Origin of the sequence: Campylobacter sp. VBCF_01 NA2, assembly GCF_027797205.1 — a bacterium.
In the GTDB taxonomy this organism is placed as follows: domain Bacteria; phylum Campylobacterota; class Campylobacteria; order Campylobacterales; family Campylobacteraceae; genus Campylobacter_B.
This window is the reverse complement of sequence record NZ_CP115607.1, coordinates 587,035-607,026: the sequence shown is the minus strand read 5'-3', so window position 1 is coordinate 607,026 and position 19,992 is coordinate 587,035. Positions and strand designations below refer to the sequence as shown.

Annotated in this window: 22 protein-coding genes; 9 read left to right on the top strand and 13 right to left on the bottom strand. The window is 40.4% G+C overall.

What is annotated here, in order from left to right; translation table 11 throughout:
• Window positions 1-20 precede the first annotated feature (20 nt).
• The 10 genes from mnmE to PF027_RS03205 all read right to left on the bottom strand — a co-directional run bounded on the left by mnmE (window position 21) and on the right by PF027_RS03205 (window position 10,026).
• The gene (mnmE, locus tag PF027_RS03250; protein ID WP_270861866.1) at window positions 21-1,352 is read right to left on the bottom strand and encodes a tRNA uridine-5-carboxymethylaminomethyl(34) synthesis GTPase MnmE; all 1,332 of its coding nucleotides are present in this window, start codon (window positions 1,350-1,352) and stop codon (window positions 21-23) included.
• Entirely contained in the window at window positions 1,352-2,089 is a 738-nt protein-coding gene (locus PF027_RS03245; protein ID WP_270861867.1) for a Jag N-terminal domain-containing protein, read from the bottom strand. Before PF027_RS03245 ends, mnmE begins: the two co-directional genes overlap by 1 nt.
• Window positions 2,079-3,662 (bottom strand): membrane protein insertase YidC, encoded by a 1,584-nt coding sequence (gene yidC, locus PF027_RS03240; RefSeq protein WP_442867873.1) that lies wholly within the window; start codon window positions 3,660-3,662, stop codon window positions 2,079-2,081. Before yidC ends, PF027_RS03245 begins: the two co-directional genes overlap by 11 nt.
• Window positions 3,663-3,664: 2 nt before the next feature.
• Window positions 3,665-3,994, bottom strand: a complete 330-nt coding sequence (gene yidD / locus PF027_RS03235) for a membrane protein insertion efficiency factor YidD (RefSeq protein ID WP_270859068.1) — start codon at window positions 3,992-3,994, stop codon at window positions 3,665-3,667.
• On the bottom strand, window positions 3,991-4,296 hold the full coding sequence (gene rnpA, locus PF027_RS03230; protein WP_270859218.1) for a ribonuclease P protein component: 306 nt from the start codon (window positions 4,294-4,296) through the stop codon (window positions 3,991-3,993). The genes yidD and rnpA overlap by 4 nt, the downstream gene beginning before the upstream one ends.
• Before the next feature lie 14 nt (window positions 4,297-4,310).
• A complete protein-coding gene (gene rpmH, locus PF027_RS03225; protein WP_270859069.1) occupies window positions 4,311-4,445 on the bottom strand; it encodes a 50S ribosomal protein L34 in 135 nt (44 codons plus the stop codon).
• 101 nt (window positions 4,446-4,546) lie between these two features.
• Entirely contained in the window at window positions 4,547-5,905 is a 1,359-nt protein-coding gene (locus PF027_RS03220) for a TolC family protein (RefSeq protein WP_270871967.1), read from the bottom strand.
• Between the two features lie 2 nt (window positions 5,906-5,907).
• On the bottom strand, window positions 5,908-7,836 hold the full coding sequence (locus tag PF027_RS03215) for a MacB family efflux pump subunit (protein WP_270868317.1): 1,929 nt from the start codon (window positions 7,834-7,836) through the stop codon (window positions 5,908-5,910).
• A gap of 16 nt (window positions 7,837-7,852) precedes the next feature.
• A complete protein-coding gene (locus PF027_RS03210) occupies window positions 7,853-9,037 on the bottom strand; it encodes an efflux RND transporter periplasmic adaptor subunit (protein WP_270871968.1) in 1,185 nt (394 codons plus the stop codon).
• 131 nt (window positions 9,038-9,168) lie between these two features.
• The gene (locus PF027_RS03205) at window positions 9,169-10,026 is read right to left on the bottom strand and encodes an EamA family transporter (protein WP_270871969.1); all 858 of its coding nucleotides are present in this window, start codon (window positions 10,024-10,026) and stop codon (window positions 9,169-9,171) included.
• A 166-nt stretch (window positions 10,027-10,192) separates the two neighbouring features.
• Between PF027_RS03205 and glmU the strand changes: the two genes are divergently transcribed.
• From glmU to PF027_RS03160, 9 genes are all read left to right on the top strand, one after another.
• A complete protein-coding gene (gene glmU / locus PF027_RS03200; RefSeq protein ID WP_270876228.1) occupies window positions 10,193-11,494 on the top strand; it encodes a bifunctional UDP-N-acetylglucosamine diphosphorylase/glucosamine-1-phosphate N-acetyltransferase GlmU in 1,302 nt (433 codons plus the stop codon).
• Window positions 11,487-12,668: a bifunctional phosphopantothenoylcysteine decarboxylase/phosphopantothenate--cysteine ligase CoaBC gene (coaBC, locus tag PF027_RS03195; RefSeq protein ID WP_270859075.1), complete on the top strand. Its 1,182-nt coding sequence runs from the start codon at window positions 11,487-11,489 to the stop codon at window positions 12,666-12,668. The genes glmU and coaBC overlap by 8 nt, the downstream gene beginning before the upstream one ends.
• Before the next feature lie 3 nt (window positions 12,669-12,671).
• Complete coding sequence (gene uppS / locus PF027_RS03190; RefSeq protein WP_270871971.1) at window positions 12,672-13,349, top strand: polyprenyl diphosphate synthase; 678 nt, start codon at window positions 12,672-12,674, stop codon at window positions 13,347-13,349.
• Window positions 13,349-13,477 carry a hypothetical protein gene (locus PF027_RS03185; protein WP_270871972.1) on the top strand — a complete coding sequence of 43 codons (129 nt, stop codon included), beginning with the start codon at window positions 13,349-13,351 and terminating at the stop codon, window positions 13,475-13,477. The genes uppS and PF027_RS03185 overlap by 1 nt, the downstream gene beginning before the upstream one ends.
• A 29-nt stretch (window positions 13,478-13,506) precedes the next feature.
• Window positions 13,507-14,505, top strand: a complete 999-nt coding sequence (locus PF027_RS03180) for an acyltransferase (protein ID WP_270871973.1) — start codon at window positions 13,507-13,509, stop codon at window positions 14,503-14,505.
• A 109-nt stretch (window positions 14,506-14,614) separates the two neighbouring features.
• Window positions 14,615-15,367 carry a prepilin peptidase gene (locus PF027_RS03175; protein ID WP_270871276.1) on the top strand — a complete coding sequence of 251 codons (753 nt, stop codon included), beginning with the start codon at window positions 14,615-14,617 and terminating at the stop codon, window positions 15,365-15,367.
• A complete protein-coding gene (locus PF027_RS03170; RefSeq protein ID WP_270871275.1) occupies window positions 15,360-16,391 on the top strand; it encodes an LptF/LptG family permease in 1,032 nt (343 codons plus the stop codon). Before PF027_RS03175 ends, PF027_RS03170 begins: the two co-directional genes overlap by 8 nt.
• A gap of 1 nt (window position 16,392) precedes the next feature.
• Entirely contained in the window at window positions 16,393-17,094 is a 702-nt protein-coding gene (gene truA, locus PF027_RS03165; RefSeq protein WP_270871274.1) for a tRNA pseudouridine(38-40) synthase TruA, read from the top strand.
• A gap of 92 nt (window positions 17,095-17,186) precedes the next feature.
• Window positions 17,187-18,005 (top strand): hypothetical protein, encoded by an 819-nt coding sequence (locus tag PF027_RS03160; protein WP_270861877.1) that lies wholly within the window; start codon window positions 17,187-17,189, stop codon window positions 18,003-18,005.
• Window positions 18,006-18,312: 307 nt separating this feature from the next.
• On the opposite strand, the gene PF027_RS03155 is transcribed toward PF027_RS03160, so the two are convergent.
• From PF027_RS03155 to exbB, 3 genes are read right to left on the bottom strand one after another with little or no spacing between them, the layout of a single operon-like run.
• Window positions 18,313-19,071 (bottom strand): energy transducer TonB, encoded by a 759-nt coding sequence (locus PF027_RS03155; RefSeq protein WP_270871273.1) that lies wholly within the window; start codon window positions 19,069-19,071, stop codon window positions 18,313-18,315.
• Window positions 19,064-19,447, bottom strand: coding sequence for a TonB system transport protein ExbD (gene exbD / locus PF027_RS03150; RefSeq protein ID WP_270871272.1), 384 nt, complete (start codon window positions 19,445-19,447; stop codon window positions 19,064-19,066). Before exbD ends, PF027_RS03155 begins: the two co-directional genes overlap by 8 nt.
• 1 nt (window position 19,448) lies before the next feature.
• Entirely contained in the window at window positions 19,449-19,862 is a 414-nt protein-coding gene (gene exbB, locus PF027_RS03145; RefSeq protein ID WP_270859086.1) for a TonB-system energizer ExbB, read from the bottom strand.
• Window positions 19,863-19,992: the final 130 nt, after the last annotated feature.

Genomic DNA, 19,992 nt, shown 5'->3' with positions numbered 1-19,992 from the left:
TGGCTAAATAAGATATAAAATCACTTTCCTAGGCAAAAATTCCCAAACATTTCATCTAAAATTTCGTCCCTCTCAAAGGGCCTAGAAATCGATGAAATCTGCTCTATGGCGCGATTCATTTCATAAGCAAAAATTTCAAGCTCGGCCTCGTTTAGCTTTTCGCGCGCGCTTTTTAGGGCGTTTAGCGCGTTTTGGCAAGCATTGATTTGGCGAGTATTACTTAGCATAAGTCCGTCGAAATTCTGCGAATTTAGATAAATTTCAAGCTCTTTTAAAATCTCATCGACGCCATTTTTGGCTGAAATTTTAAGCGGTTTTTGCGCAAAATTATATGCAAAATTTTGCGCTAAATCAGATTTATTTAGGATATAAAATATTTTTTTATTGCTTTTTTGCTCCAAAATTTGGACGATTTTTTCATCTTCGTTCTCAAATTTCGCAGAGCTATCAAACACAGCCAGGATAATATCAGCCTCATCAATCGCCTTGATTGAGTATGAAATGCCGATATTTTCGGTCTTGCTCTCGCCATGCCTAATGCCTGCTGTATCAATGATACGGATTAGGTGAGTGCCGATTTTAAGGCTCTCTTCGATTCTATCCCTAGTCGTGCCCGCCTCATCGCTGACGATTGCGCGCTCGTAGTTTAAAAGCGCGTTTAAAATACTGCTTTTGCCCACATTTGGTTTGCCTACGATTGCGACCTTAAAGCCCTCGATTAACCCTTTTCTGCTCTTGCTAATCTGGGTGATTTTTTCTAAATTTTCTATGTTTTCATTTAGCATTTTTAGCGAATTTTCAAGCACATCGCGTGGCAAATCCTCTTCGGCATAATCTATGCAAACCTCGGCAAATGCAAGAGTTTTGACAAGCTTAGCGCGCAGGTCATTTACAAAGCCTTCAAGCTCGCCGTGCAAGTTACGAGATAAAATCTTAGCCGCACTTTCTGAGCGAGAAAGTATCAAATCGCTAATCGCCTCAGCCTTGCTTAAATCCATTTTGCCATTTAAAAACGCCCTTTTGCTAAACTCCCCAGGCTCAGCGATACGCGCTCCTAGCGAAACCACGCTATCAAGCGCCATAGACGAGCTAATAAGTCCGCCGTGTGTTTGTATCTCCACGACATCTTCGCCAGTGAAGCTATGCGGGGCTTTGAAATATATAAAAATCGCCTCGCCAAATTTCACCCCGTCAGTGCCGTATAAATTCGCTAGTGTGGCGTGGCGCGGTGAGAAGTCATTTTTATGTGAAATTTCGCGCGCGATTTGCAGGGCGCCTGCCCCGCTTATACGCACGATTGATATTCCACCGACTCCATGAGCGGTGGCGATAGCAGCGATTGTTTGATTCATTAATTTTTTTCGTCGATTATGATGATTTTGCCGTTACGAGTGGATTTGATACCGATCGTGCGATCTGGGAAGCTTTCTTTAATCTTGTCGCTAGCGATTTTGACAAATGCCCCGTCAAATGGCTTGGTTACGATTTTTGAGCCGTTTGCGTTCGCCTTTAATGCGCCCACATACGAATCAATATGTTTGCTTTGGTTTTGCAAAAATTCAGCCACTTCAAAAACGACAGAGAGGTTGTATTTCATACTAATCCAGTTATAAATCATATACGAAAATGCCTTGTATCTGTGGCCTTCTTTGCCGATTAAAAGCGCGCTATCATCGCCGTCGATTTTGATATAGACGCTGTTTTCATCGTGAATTTTAACCTCGCAAACACTAAGATTAAATCCGCTTTGTGCGATTAAATTTGTGATTTTTTGCTCGATATCTTTGCAAATTTCATCATTTATGGTAGCTTTTGGCTTTTCTTTGCGGACTTTGTGCGAATTTGCGCTTCTAGTTTTTTGCGAATTTTGCGGTTTTTTCTCATCATTTGGTTTTTGGCTTAAATTTTCGCTTTGTGGAAATTTCTCGCCCTTTTTGACAACCTCGATAATGGCGTTTTTCTTAAAAAAGCCCAAAAATCCGCTACTTGGCTGTTGAATCACCCTGATATTTAGCTCAGTAATCGAACACCCAAACTCATCTGCTGCTTTTTGGTAAGCTTGCGTTAAATTTATCGCTTCAATTTTCATGTTTTTTCTCCGAAATTTGGGCTTGCTTTTGGCGAGCAAAGATTTTGTTTATGACATATTGTTGCACTATCGAACACATATTATTCACAGTCCAATACAGCGTAAGACCCGCTGGGAACATTAGGAAAAACACACCAAACATTAGTGGTAAGAATTTCATTACCTTCTCTTGCATTGGGTCTGTAAATGAAGTAGGCGTGATCTTTTGCTGTAAAAACATAAGCGCTGTCATCAAAATCGGCAAGATATAATATGGATCTTTTAGCGATAGATCGTGGATCCACATAGCCCACTCGGCGCCTTTTAGCTCGATTGCGTTTAAAAGCACGCGGTAAATCGCGAAAAATACCGGGATTTGAAGTAGTATCGGCAAACATCCGCCCATTGGGTTCGCGCCGTTTTTGCGATATAGCTCCATCATGTGCATTTGCAATTTTTGCGGATCGCCTTTGTATTTTTCTTGCAACTCTTTCATTTTTGGGGCTAAATCTTTTAGCTTATTCATTGATAACATACCCTTGTAGCTAAGCGGAAAGAGTGCTGCGCGGATAATTAGCGTAAGTATCACAATCGCCCAGCCCCAGTTGCCTACATGGCTGTAAATCCAGCGCAAAAATTTAAACATAGGCCTTGCGATGAAGGTAAACCAGCCATACTCGATGACATTAGTTAGCTTTGGATCTACCTCTTTTAGGGTTACATAATCCTTCGGTCCGATATAGCCAATGCTCTTAAAATCGCCGTTTGTTCTAATGAAGGCTTGCGAAATATCGTTTGCGCTAGTAATCGTGGTGTTTAAATTTTCGCCAAAAAATAGGCTCGTGTAGTATCTATCTGAGCTAGCCACAAATACAGCGTTTTCGACGCGTTCGTTTTCGCTCACATCGCCGTCTTCGAAAATCTCCACTGTATCGTCGCTTTTGCCCACTGTGATACCGTGGATTGTGTATCCATCTACCTCGACATCAGGGCGAGAGCCAGGTGTGATAAAATACGAAGTCGGGCGGTTAAATTTGATATCGATTTCGTAACTTCCATTTGGGTTAAATTTCAAATTTTTACTAACTACAAAATCGCCTAAATTTTGCGTCAAAACCACGCTAGCCGCGCCGTTTGTGATATCTAATCTATCAGCGGAAGCAGTATATGGCGTCGAAAATGCTAACTCATTTAAATTAGCGTCTTCAAATCTAATTTCAAGCGGTTTTGAATCGCCATTTTGGCTGATTAAATTTATCGGTTCGCCATCTTTTGTAAATTTTTTATCATTTAGTGTGTATGAGCTAATGCGACCGAAATTATCAATCGTAAAATTCGCCTCTTTGCCGACGATTTTGACCAACTGATTTTGCGCGCTCGCACCCGCGCTTGCGCTTGGAGTTATGCTAGCACTTGCGCTAGTTGGGGCTTGTTTTGCCACGCTTTGCGCACTTTGTGCGGCAGTGGCTGTTTTGTTCGCCTCCATAGCAGCTCTGACTTTTGACATATAAAAATGGTCGTATGCCACAAAAAACAAAAAAGCTAGCAAAATAGCTAGTCCTAGGCGTTTTTGTTGGGATATTTGATCTAACACGATTATCTCCTAAATATTATATAATACTGATTTTTTGAATATGGTATAAACCAAATTTTTGGTTTTACGCCCAAAGCACTGTTTTTGCATGCCCAAAAAAAATTAAATTTAAAATTATGCTTGATGATAGGGTGATCTATACCGCCCTTGAAAAAAGGGTTGCACTTTAAAATTCTAATTAATGTAGCAAAAAATGCGTGTAAGGGGTGGTTAAATTTAAACTGATAGAGCGCGTAAGTAGAGCATGTGGGATAGTAGCGACAACTCGCAGGTAAAAGAGGTGAAATAAAGGCTCTGTAAAATTTAATCAAAAAAACACAAAAATTTCTCATTTTATCGAACCTATCTTTTTAAAAGCCCAACGCAAACTTCGCTCTATCTCTTTAAAACTCATGTTTTCAATCTGTTTTTTTGCGATAATGATAAAAGTGCCATCTTTTAATAAATTTTGCTGATTATAAAACGCCGCTCTTAGCAGGCGTTTGGTGCGATTTCGCTTAACCGCATTTCCAATCTTTTTACTAGCTATCGCACTAAACCTGCGCTCGCCGTCCATAAAATACACGACAGCGCAATCACAGTGCCATTTCGCAGCACTTTTATAAACTTCTGAAAAAACCTGATTTTCGCTTATCGGAGCGAAACTACCTACGCAGCCAATCTTGCTCTACCTTTGGCGCGTCTTGCGTTGATAACTTTGCGTCCATTTTTTGTTTTCATTCTTACACGAAAGCCGTGTGTGCGCTTTCTAGGGGTGTTGTGTGGTTGATATGTTCTTTTCATATTCTTCCTTTTTTAAAAAATTTAAGGTGTGGATTTTACAAAAATTTTACTTAAAAAGCATTGAAAAACTAAATTTTTCAATGCTAAACAAATTTTAAAATTTAAAATTTTTGGCGAAATTTACCAGCCATAGCGCGGTAAATCGAAATTTCATTTTGCATACTCGCATATCTTTGCGCAAGTAGATTTATTCGCGCCGAAATCGCACTCGATCTAGCCTCCAAAAAATCTTTTAGTTCGCTAGCACCTGCGTCGTATTTGACGCGGTAAATGCGCTCGATTTCACTGGCTGTTTTGTAAGTATCAGCTAAATTTGCAAGCCTTGCGCGGTTGATTTCGTAAATTCTATACAAATTTAGCGTCTCATTTACTGCGCCGCTTAGGGTTTTTTCGTAAGAATTTCGGTAAGCGTAAAAATCCACCTCAGCTATCCTTAACTGCGATTTTAGCCGTCCATAGTCCAAAAACGGCAGACTAATGCTGACATTTCCGCTCAAAAATTTCAAATCAAATCCATCGCTAAATTTATCTGTATTAGCTGAATTTAACCCTGCGCCCAAATTTACGCGCGGGAAGAAATTTAGCCTTGCGCGTCTGTGGTCATAAAACGCCGCATTTAGCCTAGAAATCGCAGCTCTAATGTCTGGGCGATTATGCAAAGCAGTGTAAGGCACGCTAAGGTCTGCGCCTAGAAATTTCACGCTCTCAATGCTTGGCAAATCTGCGCGAAACTCCAAGTCAGGCGAGATTAAATCACGCATAAATTTGCGGTTGTCCTCGATATTTTTCTCGATTTCTAAAACGCGGTTTTTGAGATTCAAAATGCTGTTTTGCACCTGCTTGTATTCGATGAGCTCGGATCTGCCATAATCGTATTTTGCCTTGACGATTTGCTCGATTTGCGCATAATCTTTTAAATTTTGCTTCGTCCATTTTAGCGCATCGTTTAGATAAAGCATCTCAAAATACCCGCTCACGACCGAATTTATCAGCGTCAAACGGGCGTTTTGCAAGTCAAACACACTCGCACTCGCGTCCCACTCGCTAGCATTTATGTTCGAGCGAATCCGCCCAAAAAGATCTAGCTCATAGCTGACATTAAAGCCAGAGCTATAAGTCTTGCTCCACTCATCGCTTCTGCTGATATCGCGGTTTGCGCCCGCTCCCCACGAAGCCCCAAGCGTAGGGAATAAATCCTCTTTGCTAAGGCCTAAATTCGCATACGCGCGCTCTAAATTTAACGCCGCTGCGCGCAAATCGTGGTTTTTCGCCAAAGCCTCATCAACAAGGGCATTTAAATATGGCTGATTGTATCCCTTATACCAATCCTGCGCGATTTCATAGGTTTCGTTTTCGTCTATAAAGCTATCTTGCACTTCGTAATCAAGGTTGCTATTTATCGCGGCACACCCGCCAAAAAACGCCACAAAAACTGCGCTTACAAATATATTAAATTTCATCTCTACTCCTGTGCTAATGCGTCGATTGGGTTTAGTTTGCTTGCACTTCTTGCTGGCAAATACCCGAAAATTATCCCGATAGCAGATGAAGCCGCAAAGGATACAATTATCGGCGCAATGGTGAATTTCATCGAAAAATCAGGACTTAGCGAGTTAAAACTAAATCCGATTAAAAGCGCAAACAAAATTCCCAAAATTCCGCCGAACCAGCATAGCAAAATCGCCTCGATTAGGAATTGTTGCAAGATATTGCCCTCTTTGGCGCCGATTGCCATGCGGATTCCGATCTCTCTGGTGCGCTCGGTAACTGAGACCAGCATGATATTCATTACGCCGATTCCGCCCACGATTAGCGAAATAAAGGCGATTGAGCCGATTAAAATTTTCATCGTGCCTGTCGTGCTCTCTATCGTTTGCTTAATCGTATCTGAATTTCGCGTATGAAAGTCCCTCGTGCCATGGCGCTGGATTAATAGCTGTGTGATACTCTCCTCGGCCATTGCGGTGCTGACATCGTCTTTGATTTTGACCGTGATTGAGCTAATCTGCCTATCGCCTGAAATTTTATCAATCACGGTCGTATATGGCGCATACACGCGCAAACTCTCGCTACTGCCAAAGGCGTTTTTATCCTCGCCAGCTATGCCGATTATGCGCAAAGCCCTGCCGTTGAATAAAATCGTATTTCCAAGTGGTTCAACGCCTTTAAATAGCGTTTTTTTAGTGTTTTGGTCGATGATGATGACAGAATTTGAGTATTTTATATCATCTTCGTTGAAATTTCGCCCCTCTACCACATCTATTCCGCTGACTGCGAGCGAATTTACATCACCGCCAAAAACCTGCCCCGTCGCACTCATACTAGCGTAAGTCAGCGTTCCGCTCGTGCGCGAATTTGGCGTAGAATAATCCACATAAGGCTGGTGCGCTAATGCCAGGGAGTCGTTTTTGGTTAGAGTATTTATCCCGCCTGCTCTAATATCGCCGAAATTTCGCCCCGGATAGACGCTAATGGTATTTGTGCCAATCGAGCGGATATTTGATAAAATCCTCTCCTCTGAGCCGTTTCCTAGGGCAACGACGCAGATAACTGAGGCAATTCCGATTATAATTCCAAGCATTGTCAAAATCGAGCGCAACTTATGCGAAAATATCGCGCTGACTGACATTTTAAAGCTCTCTATAAACTGATCTTTGGCGGAGAAAAGCGAGTTTTCTTTTTCTAGCTTTTCTTTATGCAAATCAAATGTGCGCCCCATTTTGACATTATCGCTTAAAATTTGGCCGTCTTTGATCTCGACAATCCTATCAGCGATTGAAGCAACATTGCTATCGTGGGTTACGACGATTATGGTATGACCTTCTTCGTGGAGTTTTTTTAAAATCTCCATTACCATGACGCCAGATTTGCTATCAAGCGCGCCTGTTGGCTCATCGGCTAGGATTATCTCGCCACCATTTATGAGAGCCCTTGCGATAGAGACGCGTTGCTGCTGTCCGCCCGAGAGTTTGTTTGGCAAATTTTTCGTGCGATCGCCTAGCTCTAAACCTTCTAAAAGCTCTATTGCGCGCTTAATCCTAGCATGAGATGGCACGCCTGCATACACGGCTGGTAGGGCGACATTTTCGGTAGCGTCGATTGAGGCAATGAGATTGTATTTTTGAAAAACAAAGCCAAATTTCTTGCTTCTAAGGCTTGCAAGCTCATCTGAACTAAGCTTAGCAACCTCTTTATCGTCGATTTTATAGCTTCCGCTAGTTGGCGTATCGATACAGCCGATGATATTCATCAGCGTGGATTTTCCACTACCGCTTTGACCGATGATTGATACGAATTCGCCAGCTTTTATATGCAAATTTATATCTTTTAGGATATGAACCTCATCGTCGCCGAGTTTGAATTTTTTGTTTATATTTTCTAACTTTATCATGGTTAAATTTTAAATTTTAAAATCTCATTCTAGGAGCGCGTCCGCCTCTGCCATCGCCGATTTGATTGGCGTTTGAACCATCTGCGATGATAATCTCATCATCATCGCTCAAACCGCCCAAAATTTCGGTATTTAAATCATCGCTAATACCCTTTTTGATATAGGTTTTCTCTGAGCCAAAACCCCTTTTTACCATGACATAATCGCCTTTTTCATCGCGTTTAATCACAGAAGTTGGCAGATAGTTTGTGTCTTCTGCGTGATTTACGATGATTTCGCACTCTGTCGTCATGCCGATTTTTAGGTAATTATCTCTATTATCGATTAAGGATTTGACATAAAAATAAACAGCGCTTTTTGATGAGCTCGCACTCGTGCTAGCCTTGTCGTAGCTGCCATCACTTAGCGTAGTAAGACCTGGGTCTATGTGAGAGACATGGGCTTGGCGCACATCATTGAGATTTGAGAGAATATAGTATTCTACCGGCGTGCCGACACTGATTTTAGAAATATCGCCCTCGGCGACTTCCATTTTTATCTCCATTTTGCTTAAATCTGCGATTTTTGCGATTGTTGGTGTGGTTTGGTTGGCATTTACGGTTTTGCCCTCTTCTACCGGCACCGATACAATTGTCCCGCTAGTAGGGGCTGTGATTTTGGTGTAGCCTAAATTTGTCTCAGCCGTGCTTAAAGAGAGTTTGGTCTGCTCGATTTGCGCTTCGATCTGTTTTTTGGCTGCCTCTTTTGCAGCGAGATTGTTTTTGGCGTTTTCTAGGGCTTCTTTCGAGGTCGCGTTTGCTTTGTAGAGTTTAAGCTCGCGGTTGTATTGAATCTGGGCGTTATCGCTAGCGATTTTGGCTGAAACCAAATTTGCCTCATAGATGTTTAACTGCGCCTTTTCCTTGGCGATATTGTTTTCTTGGGTAACTGAGTCGATTTGGGCTATCATATCGCCGGCCTTGACCACATCGCCGACTTTGACATAGAGCTTTTTGATTTGACCGCCTACTTGCGCACCCACATCGACTAACTCTTGCGCATAAACCTCGCCAGTGGCTGTCACGGTGCCACGGATATTGCCTTTTTGCATTTTTGTGGTTAGGATTTTTGGGGCTTCATCTTTTGCGCCAAATTTTTTATACGCGAAATATCCGCCCGAAATCAGGGCTAAAATAACTAAAATTTTGACTATTTTTTTCATCTTCTCCAACTTTTTTTTAAATTCAAATCCGCAATTTTAGCGAACAAATTTAAACCTAATGAAATTTTGCGAAATTTTAATTACAAATTCTATCTCTAAATTTTACAAAAGCTAATCAAAACTAACCAAATTTAGGCTTTTGCATAAAATTTCATTATTTTTTTGTGTAGGATTAGTGAAGAAGCGATTATTACGCTACCGATTAGGAATTTGCCAAGCTCAGCGTCCTTGTGCCAAAGGGCTAAATTTACGATAATCGCAGCTGGGATTAGAGCGTTATTCATAATCGCAAGCACGCCAGCATCGACTTCGCAAGCGCCTTTGTTCCACAAAAAATAGCAAAGCGCGGAGCTTACCACGCCCATAAAAATTATGATTGCGACCTGCTCTGCGTTTGGATTAAATTTCGCCGCGTTTCCAAAAAGCGCCGCCACAAGCGCGCACGCAATCACCGCGCCTAGGAAAAAATAGCCAAAAAGCTCTTTTTGCTCGCCAAGGCCCTTGCTTTCGAAGAGGTATTTATACGCGCTCTGACCTGCGCCAAAGCACAAATTCGCCCCTTGAATCAGCAAAAATCCGGTTAAAAACTCAGAGTTTATGCCATTAAATTTAATCACAAATGCCCCCAAAACCGCAAGCGAAACACTAAGCAGATAAAGCGAGCGAAAACGCCTAGCAAACGCGTCATATATCAGCGTTACATAAAACGGCGTAAATATCGTAAAAAGCGCCACTTCATAGACTTTGAGATACGCAAAACTTTTGTAATAAAAAATATACATTATGCCGATTTGCACTGCGCCAATCGCGCAAATTTGCCCTGCTAGGCGCAAATTTACACCCCTAATTTTCATAAACGGCACGAAGCACACAAACGCCAAAGCCACGCGCGAAAGCGCCAAATACGCGCTATCAATCCCGCGCAAAAACTCGCCGATTAGCGAAAAGCTAAACGCCCAAATAAAGGTAACGATGATAAGTTTTGTCAAAATTTGCCCCAAAATTTTAAAAATTTAGCGATTTTATAAAATTTGAGATTAAATTTATATTACAAATTTTATTAATGGCAAATTTTAAATTTTCAGCCCGCAAAAGTAATCTTTTATTAATCTTAGCTGTGATAAAATCCCTAAATTTTTATTTTTTAGGAAAATTATGAGTGAAATTTCAGTAGTAATTCTAGCCGCTGGTTTTGGCACGCGTATGAAGTCAGACCGCCCAAAAGTCCTATTTGAGCTTTGCGGAAAGTCGATGTTAAGCCATGTTTTAGAGCGCGCGTATGAGATTAGCGATGATGTGAGCGTGATTTTGCACTATCAATTTGATCGTGTCAAAGAGGCAGTTTTGAGCGAGTATCCAAGCACCAAAATTTACAAACAAGACCACGAAAATTTTCCTGGCACCGCAGGCGCGCTAAAAGATATCAAATTTGATAGCCAAAAAACTCTAATCGTGTGTGGCGATATGCCACTAATCGACAGCGCGGATTTGCGCTCGCTTTGCAGTAGCGACGCAGATGTCGCCCTGAGCGTATTTCGCGCAAAAGATCCATTTGGATATGGCAGAGTTATCACAAAAAATGGCGAAATTTTAAAAATCGTCGAGCAAAAGGACGCTAGCGAGGAAGAAAAGCTAGTTTGCGACGCTAATGCTGGGTGCTACTGCTTCGATACAAAGGTGCTAGAAAAAATACTGCCTCAAATCACACCAAACAACGCCCAAAAAGAGTATTACCTCACAGATAGCATAAAAATCGCCAAGGATATGGGGCTAAAATGCTCTGCCGTGTGGGTTGATGAACAAAATTTCATGGGCATAAATGATAAATTTGCGCTAAGCGTGGCTGAGGAAATCATGCAAAATCGCATAAAAGAGCGCTTGATGAAAGCTGGCGTGCTAATGCGCCTTCCTAGCACGATTTATATAGATTGCAGGGCAAAATTTATCGGCGAGTGCGAGTTACAAGAAAATGTCAGCATTATCGGTGAGTGTGTGATCGAAAACTCTATAATCAAAAGTTCAAGCGTAGTCGAAAGCTCACTTATCAAAAATTCTGACCTTGGCCCTATGGCGCACATACGCCCAAAATGCGAGATTGTGAGCACTCATATCGGAAATTTCGTCGAGCTAAAAAACGCAAAGGTTAATAATATCAAAGCAGGCCATTTAAGCTATCTTGGAGATTGCGAGATTAGTAGTGGCACAAATATCGGCTGCGGCACTATTACATGCAATTATGACGGCAAGAAAAAATACAAAACCATAATCGGAAAAAATGTCTTCGTAGGCTCTGATACGCAGTTTGTAGCCCCAGTTAAAATAGGCGATGATGTCATCATAGCAGCGGGCTCAACTATCGTTTCAGATGTCCCAAATGGCGCACTAGCGATAGCTAGATCAAAACAAACAAACAAAGCTGAATTTTTCTATAAATTTTTTAGGAGCAACAATGAGTAAGAAGAAAATTTTACTAGCAGTTTGTGGAAGCATTAGTTTTTATAAAGCGTTTGAAATTCTCTCTGCGCTTAAAAAGGCGAATTTCGATGTTTATGTCGCACTTAGCGAGGGTGCGAGCGAGTTTGTGAGCTACAAGGCTTTCGAGGCTTTGTGCGATCACCCTGTGCTATGCAGCGGCAACGAAGACTGGCAAAAAGGGGTAAATCACATAAACTACTCAAAAGTAGATTTAGTCTTAATCGCTCCTGCTACGGCAAATACGATAAACAAGCTTGCTTGGGGAGTTTGCGATAATGTATTTTTACAAACCATAAACGCAGCCTTCGCCAAAGCCAAGGTCGTAATCGCACCAGCAGCCAATCCTGCGCTACTTGAAAACAACATAACCCAAAACTGCATTGAAATTTTAAAAAGCAATGTCAAAGCCTTGTTTGTCGAGCCAATCGAAAAAATGCTAGCTTGTGGCGAAAAGGGCAAAGGTGGCCTAGCCACCACAGAGGCGATACTTCAAACCGTAAAACGCGCAATCCATAAGGATAAATTTTGGGAAGGCAAAAATGTCGTCATCACAGGCGGTCCAACAACCGAGAAAATCGACAATATCCGTGGAATTACAAATTTTTCTAGCGGAAAAACCTCAAAGGCAATCGCGGACGCATTTTATTATCTAGGCGCAAATGTAACGCTGATTTCGAGCGTGGATTATCCAAATTTGCCTTACAAACTTACGATTTTTGAGAGCACAATCGGCCTAAAATCAGCCCTTGATAGCACGAAATTCCCTGATGGCTCATACCTGATAATGGCAGCAGCTGTTAGCGACTACACTCCAAAAGTCCGCTACAAAGGCAAGGTCAAAAAGACAGAAATCGGCGATGTATGGAACCTGCGCCTTGGCAAGACCGATGATATCCTAAGCTCTGTGCATGCAAATATCAAAAAAATCGGCTTCAAGCTCGAAACCGACAAAGAAACCGCACTAAACGAAGCAAAACGCATGCTAGATGAGAAAAATCTCGACGCAGTATGCCTAAATACGCTAGATGATGTGGTAAAACTAGGTGGCGATGTCACGAGAATCACGCTTTTGACAAACGATTTTATTACCGAGCTAGACACTGCGAGCAAAGATGAAATCGCGCTAAAACTAGCAAACGAACTTAAAAAAATCTAAATCGTGAATCAATTAAACCATTTAGCAATCATTATGGACGGCAATGGGCGCTGGGCTAAAAAACGCGCCCTATTGCGCACTGGCGGGCACGAAGTGGGCGCGCAGGTCGTGCAGAGAGTCTGCGAATTTTGCATAAAAGAAAAAATCCCAAATTTAACTCTTTACGCATTTAGCACCGAAAATTGGAAGCGGCCAAAAAGCGAAGTTGAATTTTTAATGAAGCTTTTGGCGAAATTTTTAGTTGATAAAAAAGAGAGTTTTTTGGCAAATGGGATAAATTTCAAAGCCGTCGGCGATATAGCGAAATTTAGTGATGATTTGAAAAGCAAAATTTATGATTTGCAAAATTTTACGCAAAATTGTGCGAATTTAAATCTAAATTTGGCGATAAATTACGGCGCGCGTGATGAAATCGTGCGAGCGTGTCGCGAAATTTCACGCTCTGGGAGCGAATTTAGCGAGAGCGAAATTTCAGCGCGCCTAGATACCGCGCGCAGTGGCGATGTGGATTTGCTAATCCGCACAGGTGGCGAAAAGCGCATTTCAAACTTCTTGCTTTGGCAGGCAAGTTACGCCGAATTTGCATTTAGCGATACTTTGTGGCCTGAGTTTTCTAACGCAGAATTGTCGCAAATCATCAGCGAATTTAAAAATAAAAATCGAAGATTTGGAGGGTTATAATGCCACAAAATGAGAAAAACGCACAAAATTTGCAAGATTTGAAAATTTCTACCACTTCGCAATCTCACGGCGTTTCTGACACACACACACACACACACCGCAAAGGGTTTTTTATCCTGATTTTTTAAGAGTTATTGCGATTTTTGCGGTTATTGTTTTGCATGTAGCTGTTATTAGACAATACAAAATGCCATCGCAATCTTACGAATGGCAAATAGTAAATTTTTACAACGGATTAGTTCGTTGGTGTGTGCCTGTTTTTGTCATGGTTAGCGGTATATTTTTGCTTGATTTTAGGCGATATAGTGAAAGTGTGAGCGAAAATTTAGGCAGAATTTTAAAGAAAAATATTTTTAGACTATCCATTACACTTATCGTTTGGAGTATTTTTTATCTTTATTTTGATATGTTTTTAAATGGCAAATTTGACACCAATCCATTTAGATTAACAGATTTTTTATTTAAAAGCACAAAATATCACCTTTGGTTTTTATATATGATAATCGGACTTTATTTTTTGGCTCCATTTTTACAAGTTTTGGTGCGAAATTTAAGTAAAAAAGATTTTGAACTTTTGCTCATTGTTTTAGCGATTTTTTGTTGCGGTTATGATTTTATCAATGTATTTTTGAAATTTTTTCTAAATAAAACTCTATATTTTCGTTCAAATGTCCCTGAATTCAGTGGTTATTTGATATATTTTTTAGCCGGATTTTATTTTGCAAATTTTGAAATTTCTAAAAGAACTAGAACTATTTTTTACATTTTGGCATTTATTTCTCTTGTTATTACGATAGGTTTTAATTCATATTTTGCGACACATACTACCAAAGGCAAGGAATTTATTTTTACTTATAGATTAATAAATGTTATGTTTGTAAGCTTTGGCGTTTTTATTTTCTTTAAAAATTTATTTGCAAATTTCCAAAACAACGGCAAATTTGCAAAACTTATAACCAAACTTTCTGCACTAAGTTTTGGAATTTATCTTATACACGCTGCAATTAGAGATATATTTATTATAAAACTACAAATCACAAATATAACGCTAAATCCGATAATAATGATACCACTTTTAAGTATTGCCATTTTTGCGATTTCTGCACTTTTGGCGTTTATACTCTCAAAAATTCCGATTTTACGCAAAGTGGTCTAAAAAATTTTAAGCCTAAATTTGCAAATTCACTCCCGAATTTGCCCAAAATTTAGCCAAAAAATTGTAAAATAGTCGTTTGCAAAATTTATCAATTTAATAATGGATTTTTATGGAATACTACCTTTACATGGCGATTTTCGCCCTTTTTGGCATCTGTGTCGGCTCGTTTAGCAATGTCTTAATCCACAGGCTTCCGCGTGGCGAGAGTATCAACTTCCCTGCTTCGCACTGCCCTAAATGTGGCACTCCGCTGAAATTTTACCACAATGTCCCGCTGTTTTCGTGGCTGTTTTTGGGCGGAAAATGCGCATTTTGCAAGGAAAAAATCTCTATCCGCTATCCAATCGTGGAATTTCTAGCTGGTGCGCTAGCCGCAAGCGCGTATATCTGCGAGCCAGATATCATCAAAGCCGCCATTTTAGCGCTACTTTTCATACTTTTACTAGCACTTTCGGCAATCGATTTCGAGTTCAAGGCCGTGCCAGATAGCCTACTTTTCACAGCTACCGCGATAAGCCTAATCTATCCTTTGCTTTATGATTTTGACATTAGCTTGCTGTATCCAGCCGCTGGGTATGGACTAGCGTTTTTCGCGCTTCGCCTCATCATCACAAAGGTCTTAAAGCGCGAAGCCATGGGCTCAGCCGATATTTTTATCGCCATAATCATCGGCGCGATTTTGGGCTGGAAGCTCGGCGGAATCGCGATTTATATCGGCGCTATTTTGACCCTGCCAGCATACGCAATCGCCAACAAAAAAGGCTACGAACTGCCGTTTGTGCCGTTTTTATCAGCTGGACTTTTGCTTACTATTTTATTCAAAGCTCAAATTTTAGAGCTTTTGGAAATGATTTATGGATAGAGTTCAAAAATACCTATTTAGCAACTTCATAAGCTCGTTTGCATCGCTATTTAGCACGCTTTTTATCATTATGTCGATTGTGTTTTTCTTGCAGATTGCGCGCATTACCTCTTTTATCGAGATAAATTTGATAGAGCTAATCAAACTCTACCTTTTCATGCTACCACGAATTCTCATTTTCACCGTGCCGATTGCCTTTTTTGTCGCCCTTAGCATGGCGCTTTTCCGCCTTTCGAAAGAAAACGAGACAATCGTGCTTTTTACTATCGGTTATGTTACGCGCAAAATCGCTGTGTTTTTTGGCGTGATTGCGGCGATTTTTTCGGTTCTTTTGCTCTTTATTTCGCTTGTGATGATGCCAATCGCCGAAAATCTCAAAGACAATTTCATCGACTACAAAAAAGTCAGCGCCACGCTAAATATCAAAGCTAGCGAATTTGGGCAGAAATTTTCGGAGTGGATGGTTTTCATCGAGGGCGAAGACGAGGGCGAAAACGGCAAAATTTACAAAAATTTAGTATTTTACAACCACGGCAAAAAAGGCGAAGATGAGCGCATAATCATCGCCAAAAAAGGCGAGTTTGTAAGCGAAAATCAAAGCTTTTCCGCGCTTTTACGCGATGGCAAAATCTACACCGTGGATAGCGATGAGTGGCATATTACTGAGTTTGACGAGCTTATCATACGCACACTTTCTAAGAGCAATATCCGCACAGGAAGCGATGTGCTAGGATACTGGCGCGAAATGCGCAAAAACGACAAACGCAAAAAAGATTTCAGCATTTATGTGCTTGTTTCGCTATTTCCGCTAGCAAGCGTGCTTTTTGCGCTAAGCTTTGGAATCGTAACTTACCGCTACGAAAAGGGCTTTATTTACGCTGGGATTTTTGGGGTGCTTTTTAGCTATTTTGCGCTGATTATGATACTAGCCAAACGCCCACAAATCGCCATTAGCGTTACATTTGCGCTGACATTTATCCTATCTTGGATTTATTATAACTTCAAAATCAAACCGCGATATTAAAATGCAAAATTTACTTCTTACCTACGCTTATAACGGCGCGCGATTTTGTGGCTCGCAGTCCCAGCCACATGGTCGTAGCGTCGAGGACGCGCTCAAAATCGCGCTAGGTAGGGTCGGGATTTTTGGCGCGCTCACCACTAGCTCTCGCACCGACAAGGGCGTGCATGCCCTGCGCCAAACAAGCACGATCAAATGCGAACTCTACCAAAGCTTGCCGCGCCTTAAAGAGCTTATCAATCGCCACTGCGCGCCATACATTTTCGTGCGCGACCTGCGCGTGGTAAGCGATGAATTTCACCCAAGATACAGCGCCAAAGCTAGGGCGTATCGATACATCATCAACCACGGCGAATTTAACCCATTTCTAAGCGATTTTCAAATTTTTATGCCCAAATTTGAAATTGAAAAGCTAAATTTGATTCTTGCGAAATTTATCGGAGAACACGATTTTAGCGAGTTTATGAAGGTTGGAAGCGAGATAAAAAGCCCGGTTCGTGAAATTTTCGTAGCGCGCGCGTATTCGCACGGAAATCTCAGCGTGGTAAATTTCGTCGCAAACGGCTTTTTACGCGCACAAGTGCGATTAATGCTAGCAAACGCCCTTGCCTCGCTCAAATCAAATCGCCCCCTAGACCTCTCCCACGCCCTCACCCGCATACCAGCCCCACCAAATGGACTTTATCTCTCAAATGTGATTTACTAAATTTTACATTTGATTAAGCGGGGTTGAATTTGTAAAATTTGATAAATTCAGTATCACAGATATTGACCGGGATTTTATAAAAAGGATTAAATTTGGATAATGAAAAAATAATGCGAGAAAAAGCAGAGCAAATGACTAAAAAAGCCGAAATGAAAATTCAACAAGCAAAAGAAAAAGAAGCTAAATATCAACAATGGCTAGAAAATAAAAAACAAACCGATCCAAATTTTAGGGATTATGATGAAAATCCATTGATAATACAAAGCTATGAAGAATTTTTTGTATTTTCGTTATTTGTGCCGTCTTTAATGATTAGTGGGATTTTTTATAATTTATTTGAAAAATTATATCTAGCAAATAGCGGTAATTTAGATATTTGGCTTATTCTTTTTCCGATTTGCTGGATAAGTATTATTTTTATGTTTCAAAAAACGCATTTTTCACACCATAAAATTAAATTTACAAATAGATATATTGAATTTTATGATTATGGGAAATTAAAAAGGCGATGTGAAATTGTAGAAAATAAAATGGCAAAACCATTTTTTACTTGTTGTGATGTAAGCAATCACAAACAAAATATTGTCACTATGTATTTTATGATTATGTTGGTTGTATTTTTATTCTACAAACCTATATTAATTGTTAGTTTATCTGTATCTTTTTGTTTTTCATATATTTTTATAAGATTTTTCTTTTATATATTTTTGAATAAGAGTTTAAAAGGATTTGAAATTTTTTCATCTATTCAAATTGATAATCCGGCTAAAACTGCAATCGGTTCGCCGTTATCAATTAGATATTTTATGATTTATCTATATAGTGATGAAATATATAAGGAAGTAAAGAAATATTTTTTACAAAAAAATATAAATATTGATAATTTACCAAAAAGGTATTCAATTTTTTGATAACAAAATTTAATAAAACCAATTTTTTAAAAGAGAGTATCGTAAGGTTGGCGTCCTTGCCCACAAAAAAAGATAAAATAATTTAATAATCATTTAAATAAAGCTTCTTTGCTTTGCAAAGCTTTACTTATAATAACATAAAAATCAATCGTAAATTTAATCTCGTAGATTGCTTCGCTTTCTGCGAAAGCTCGCAATGACAATGGCTGGCAAATTTTTCTTAATCTGTCATTGCGAGCGAGTGAAACGAGCGTGGCAATCTACAAATTTAAAATTTAAAGTCGCTAAATTTGCAAAATTTTGAAATTTATTTCAGCACAAAGCGCACATTTACGACAAAAGTTCGCGCGCTTGTCGTGGGCGGAAATTTCGATTTCGTGCGCTCTATCGCCCGTAATACAGCCTCATCTAGTGCCTCCACACCAGAGCTAGATACTATTCTAGCGCCCTGCACCACGCCACCTGGCAGATATTGAAACTCAGCCTTTACCACGCCAGTTTGCCTACGCATTTTCGCGCTTTTTGGGTAGCTTTTTTGCGCGTAGGCTGCGATGATTTTTTGTATCACGCCGCCGATATTATCGCTCTTGGCATTGCCTTGTATGTTTGCCATGCCCGCTTTTGGCGCGCCTGCGCTAGCATTAGTTTGGGCTAAATTTGGCAAATTTGCGCCTGTTTTGTTGCTATCAAAATTCTTTTTTACAGCCTTTTCTTTTGCGATTTTTTTTGGTTTTGGTTTTGGTTTTGGCTCAGGTTTAGGGAGCGGTTCGGGCGCAGGGGCAGGCTCTGGCTCTGGCGTAGGCTCTGGTTCAGAAACAGGTTCTCGCTCAGGCGTAGGCTCTGGCTCAGAAACAGGTTCAGGTTCAGGTTCAGGCTGTGAATTTTGCTCGGCTAAATTTTCCACATTTTCGGGCGCAGTATCACTCAAAGCGACGAAATTTTCGATTCTAATCACGCTTAGAGCTTCATCTTGCATCAAATTTGGCGCCCTGAAATTCGCAAAAGCGTAGCAAAGCAAGGCAATATGCAAAATCAGCGAAGTAAAAAATCCTATTGCACTATTCATCTTTTTTCGTCACAATTGCGAAATTTTCGTGATTTAGCTCTTTGAGTGCGTCAATTACGATGACGAAAGCCTCGAATTTGGAGTTTTTATCATTTTCTAAAACAATCAAATCATGCTTTTGCAAATGCTCTAAATTTGACTTCAAAGCCTCGCTATCCACGGCAATATCATCGATGAAAATTTGCGAGTGCTCGTCGATTTTAATGGTGATTTTCTTCTCTTCGCTTGGGCTTTGCGCGCTTTTAGCACTTGGCAAATCGACCTTGATTAACCCTTGTGCGATGAAGGTCGAAACGCTAAGCGTGATCGCTAGCAAAACCAGCATAATATCGATAAATGGGACGATATTTAGCCCCTCTTTCCTAGGTAGTCGCATTTTAGCCCTCGTAGCGATTGAGCATGACATCGACTTTGCGCAAAAAGCAGTTGTAAATCATCAGCGTAGGCACAGCGACCAAAAGCCCCAGCGCAGTGGCTTTGAGCGCGAGAGAGAGGCCTTGCATGATAGCTTTCGCGTCGATATTGGCACTAGCACCCATGTCATAAAATGTAATCATAATGCCAGCCACAGTGCCCAAAAGCCCGATATACGGGGCGTTAGAATACACAATATAAAGCGCGGTGAGATTTTTGCTCAGCGCCTCCTCATACAGTGCCTTGCTTTTGTAGTCTTTTGGCGATACTCTTCTGTAAAACAGCACCCGCTCTATGCTAAACCAAACGACCAAAAAGCTCATAAAAACCAAAATAGAAATAATTATATAATCAATATAGTCTTTTAGAAAATCCATAAATTTCCCCCGTGGATAAAATTTGTAAATTTTGCTTATCAAAAATACAGTGATTTTGAAAATAGCGAAAAATCGGGGTATTTTAACGAAATTTAGAATATAAGTCAATAACTTTTATCAATATCAATCA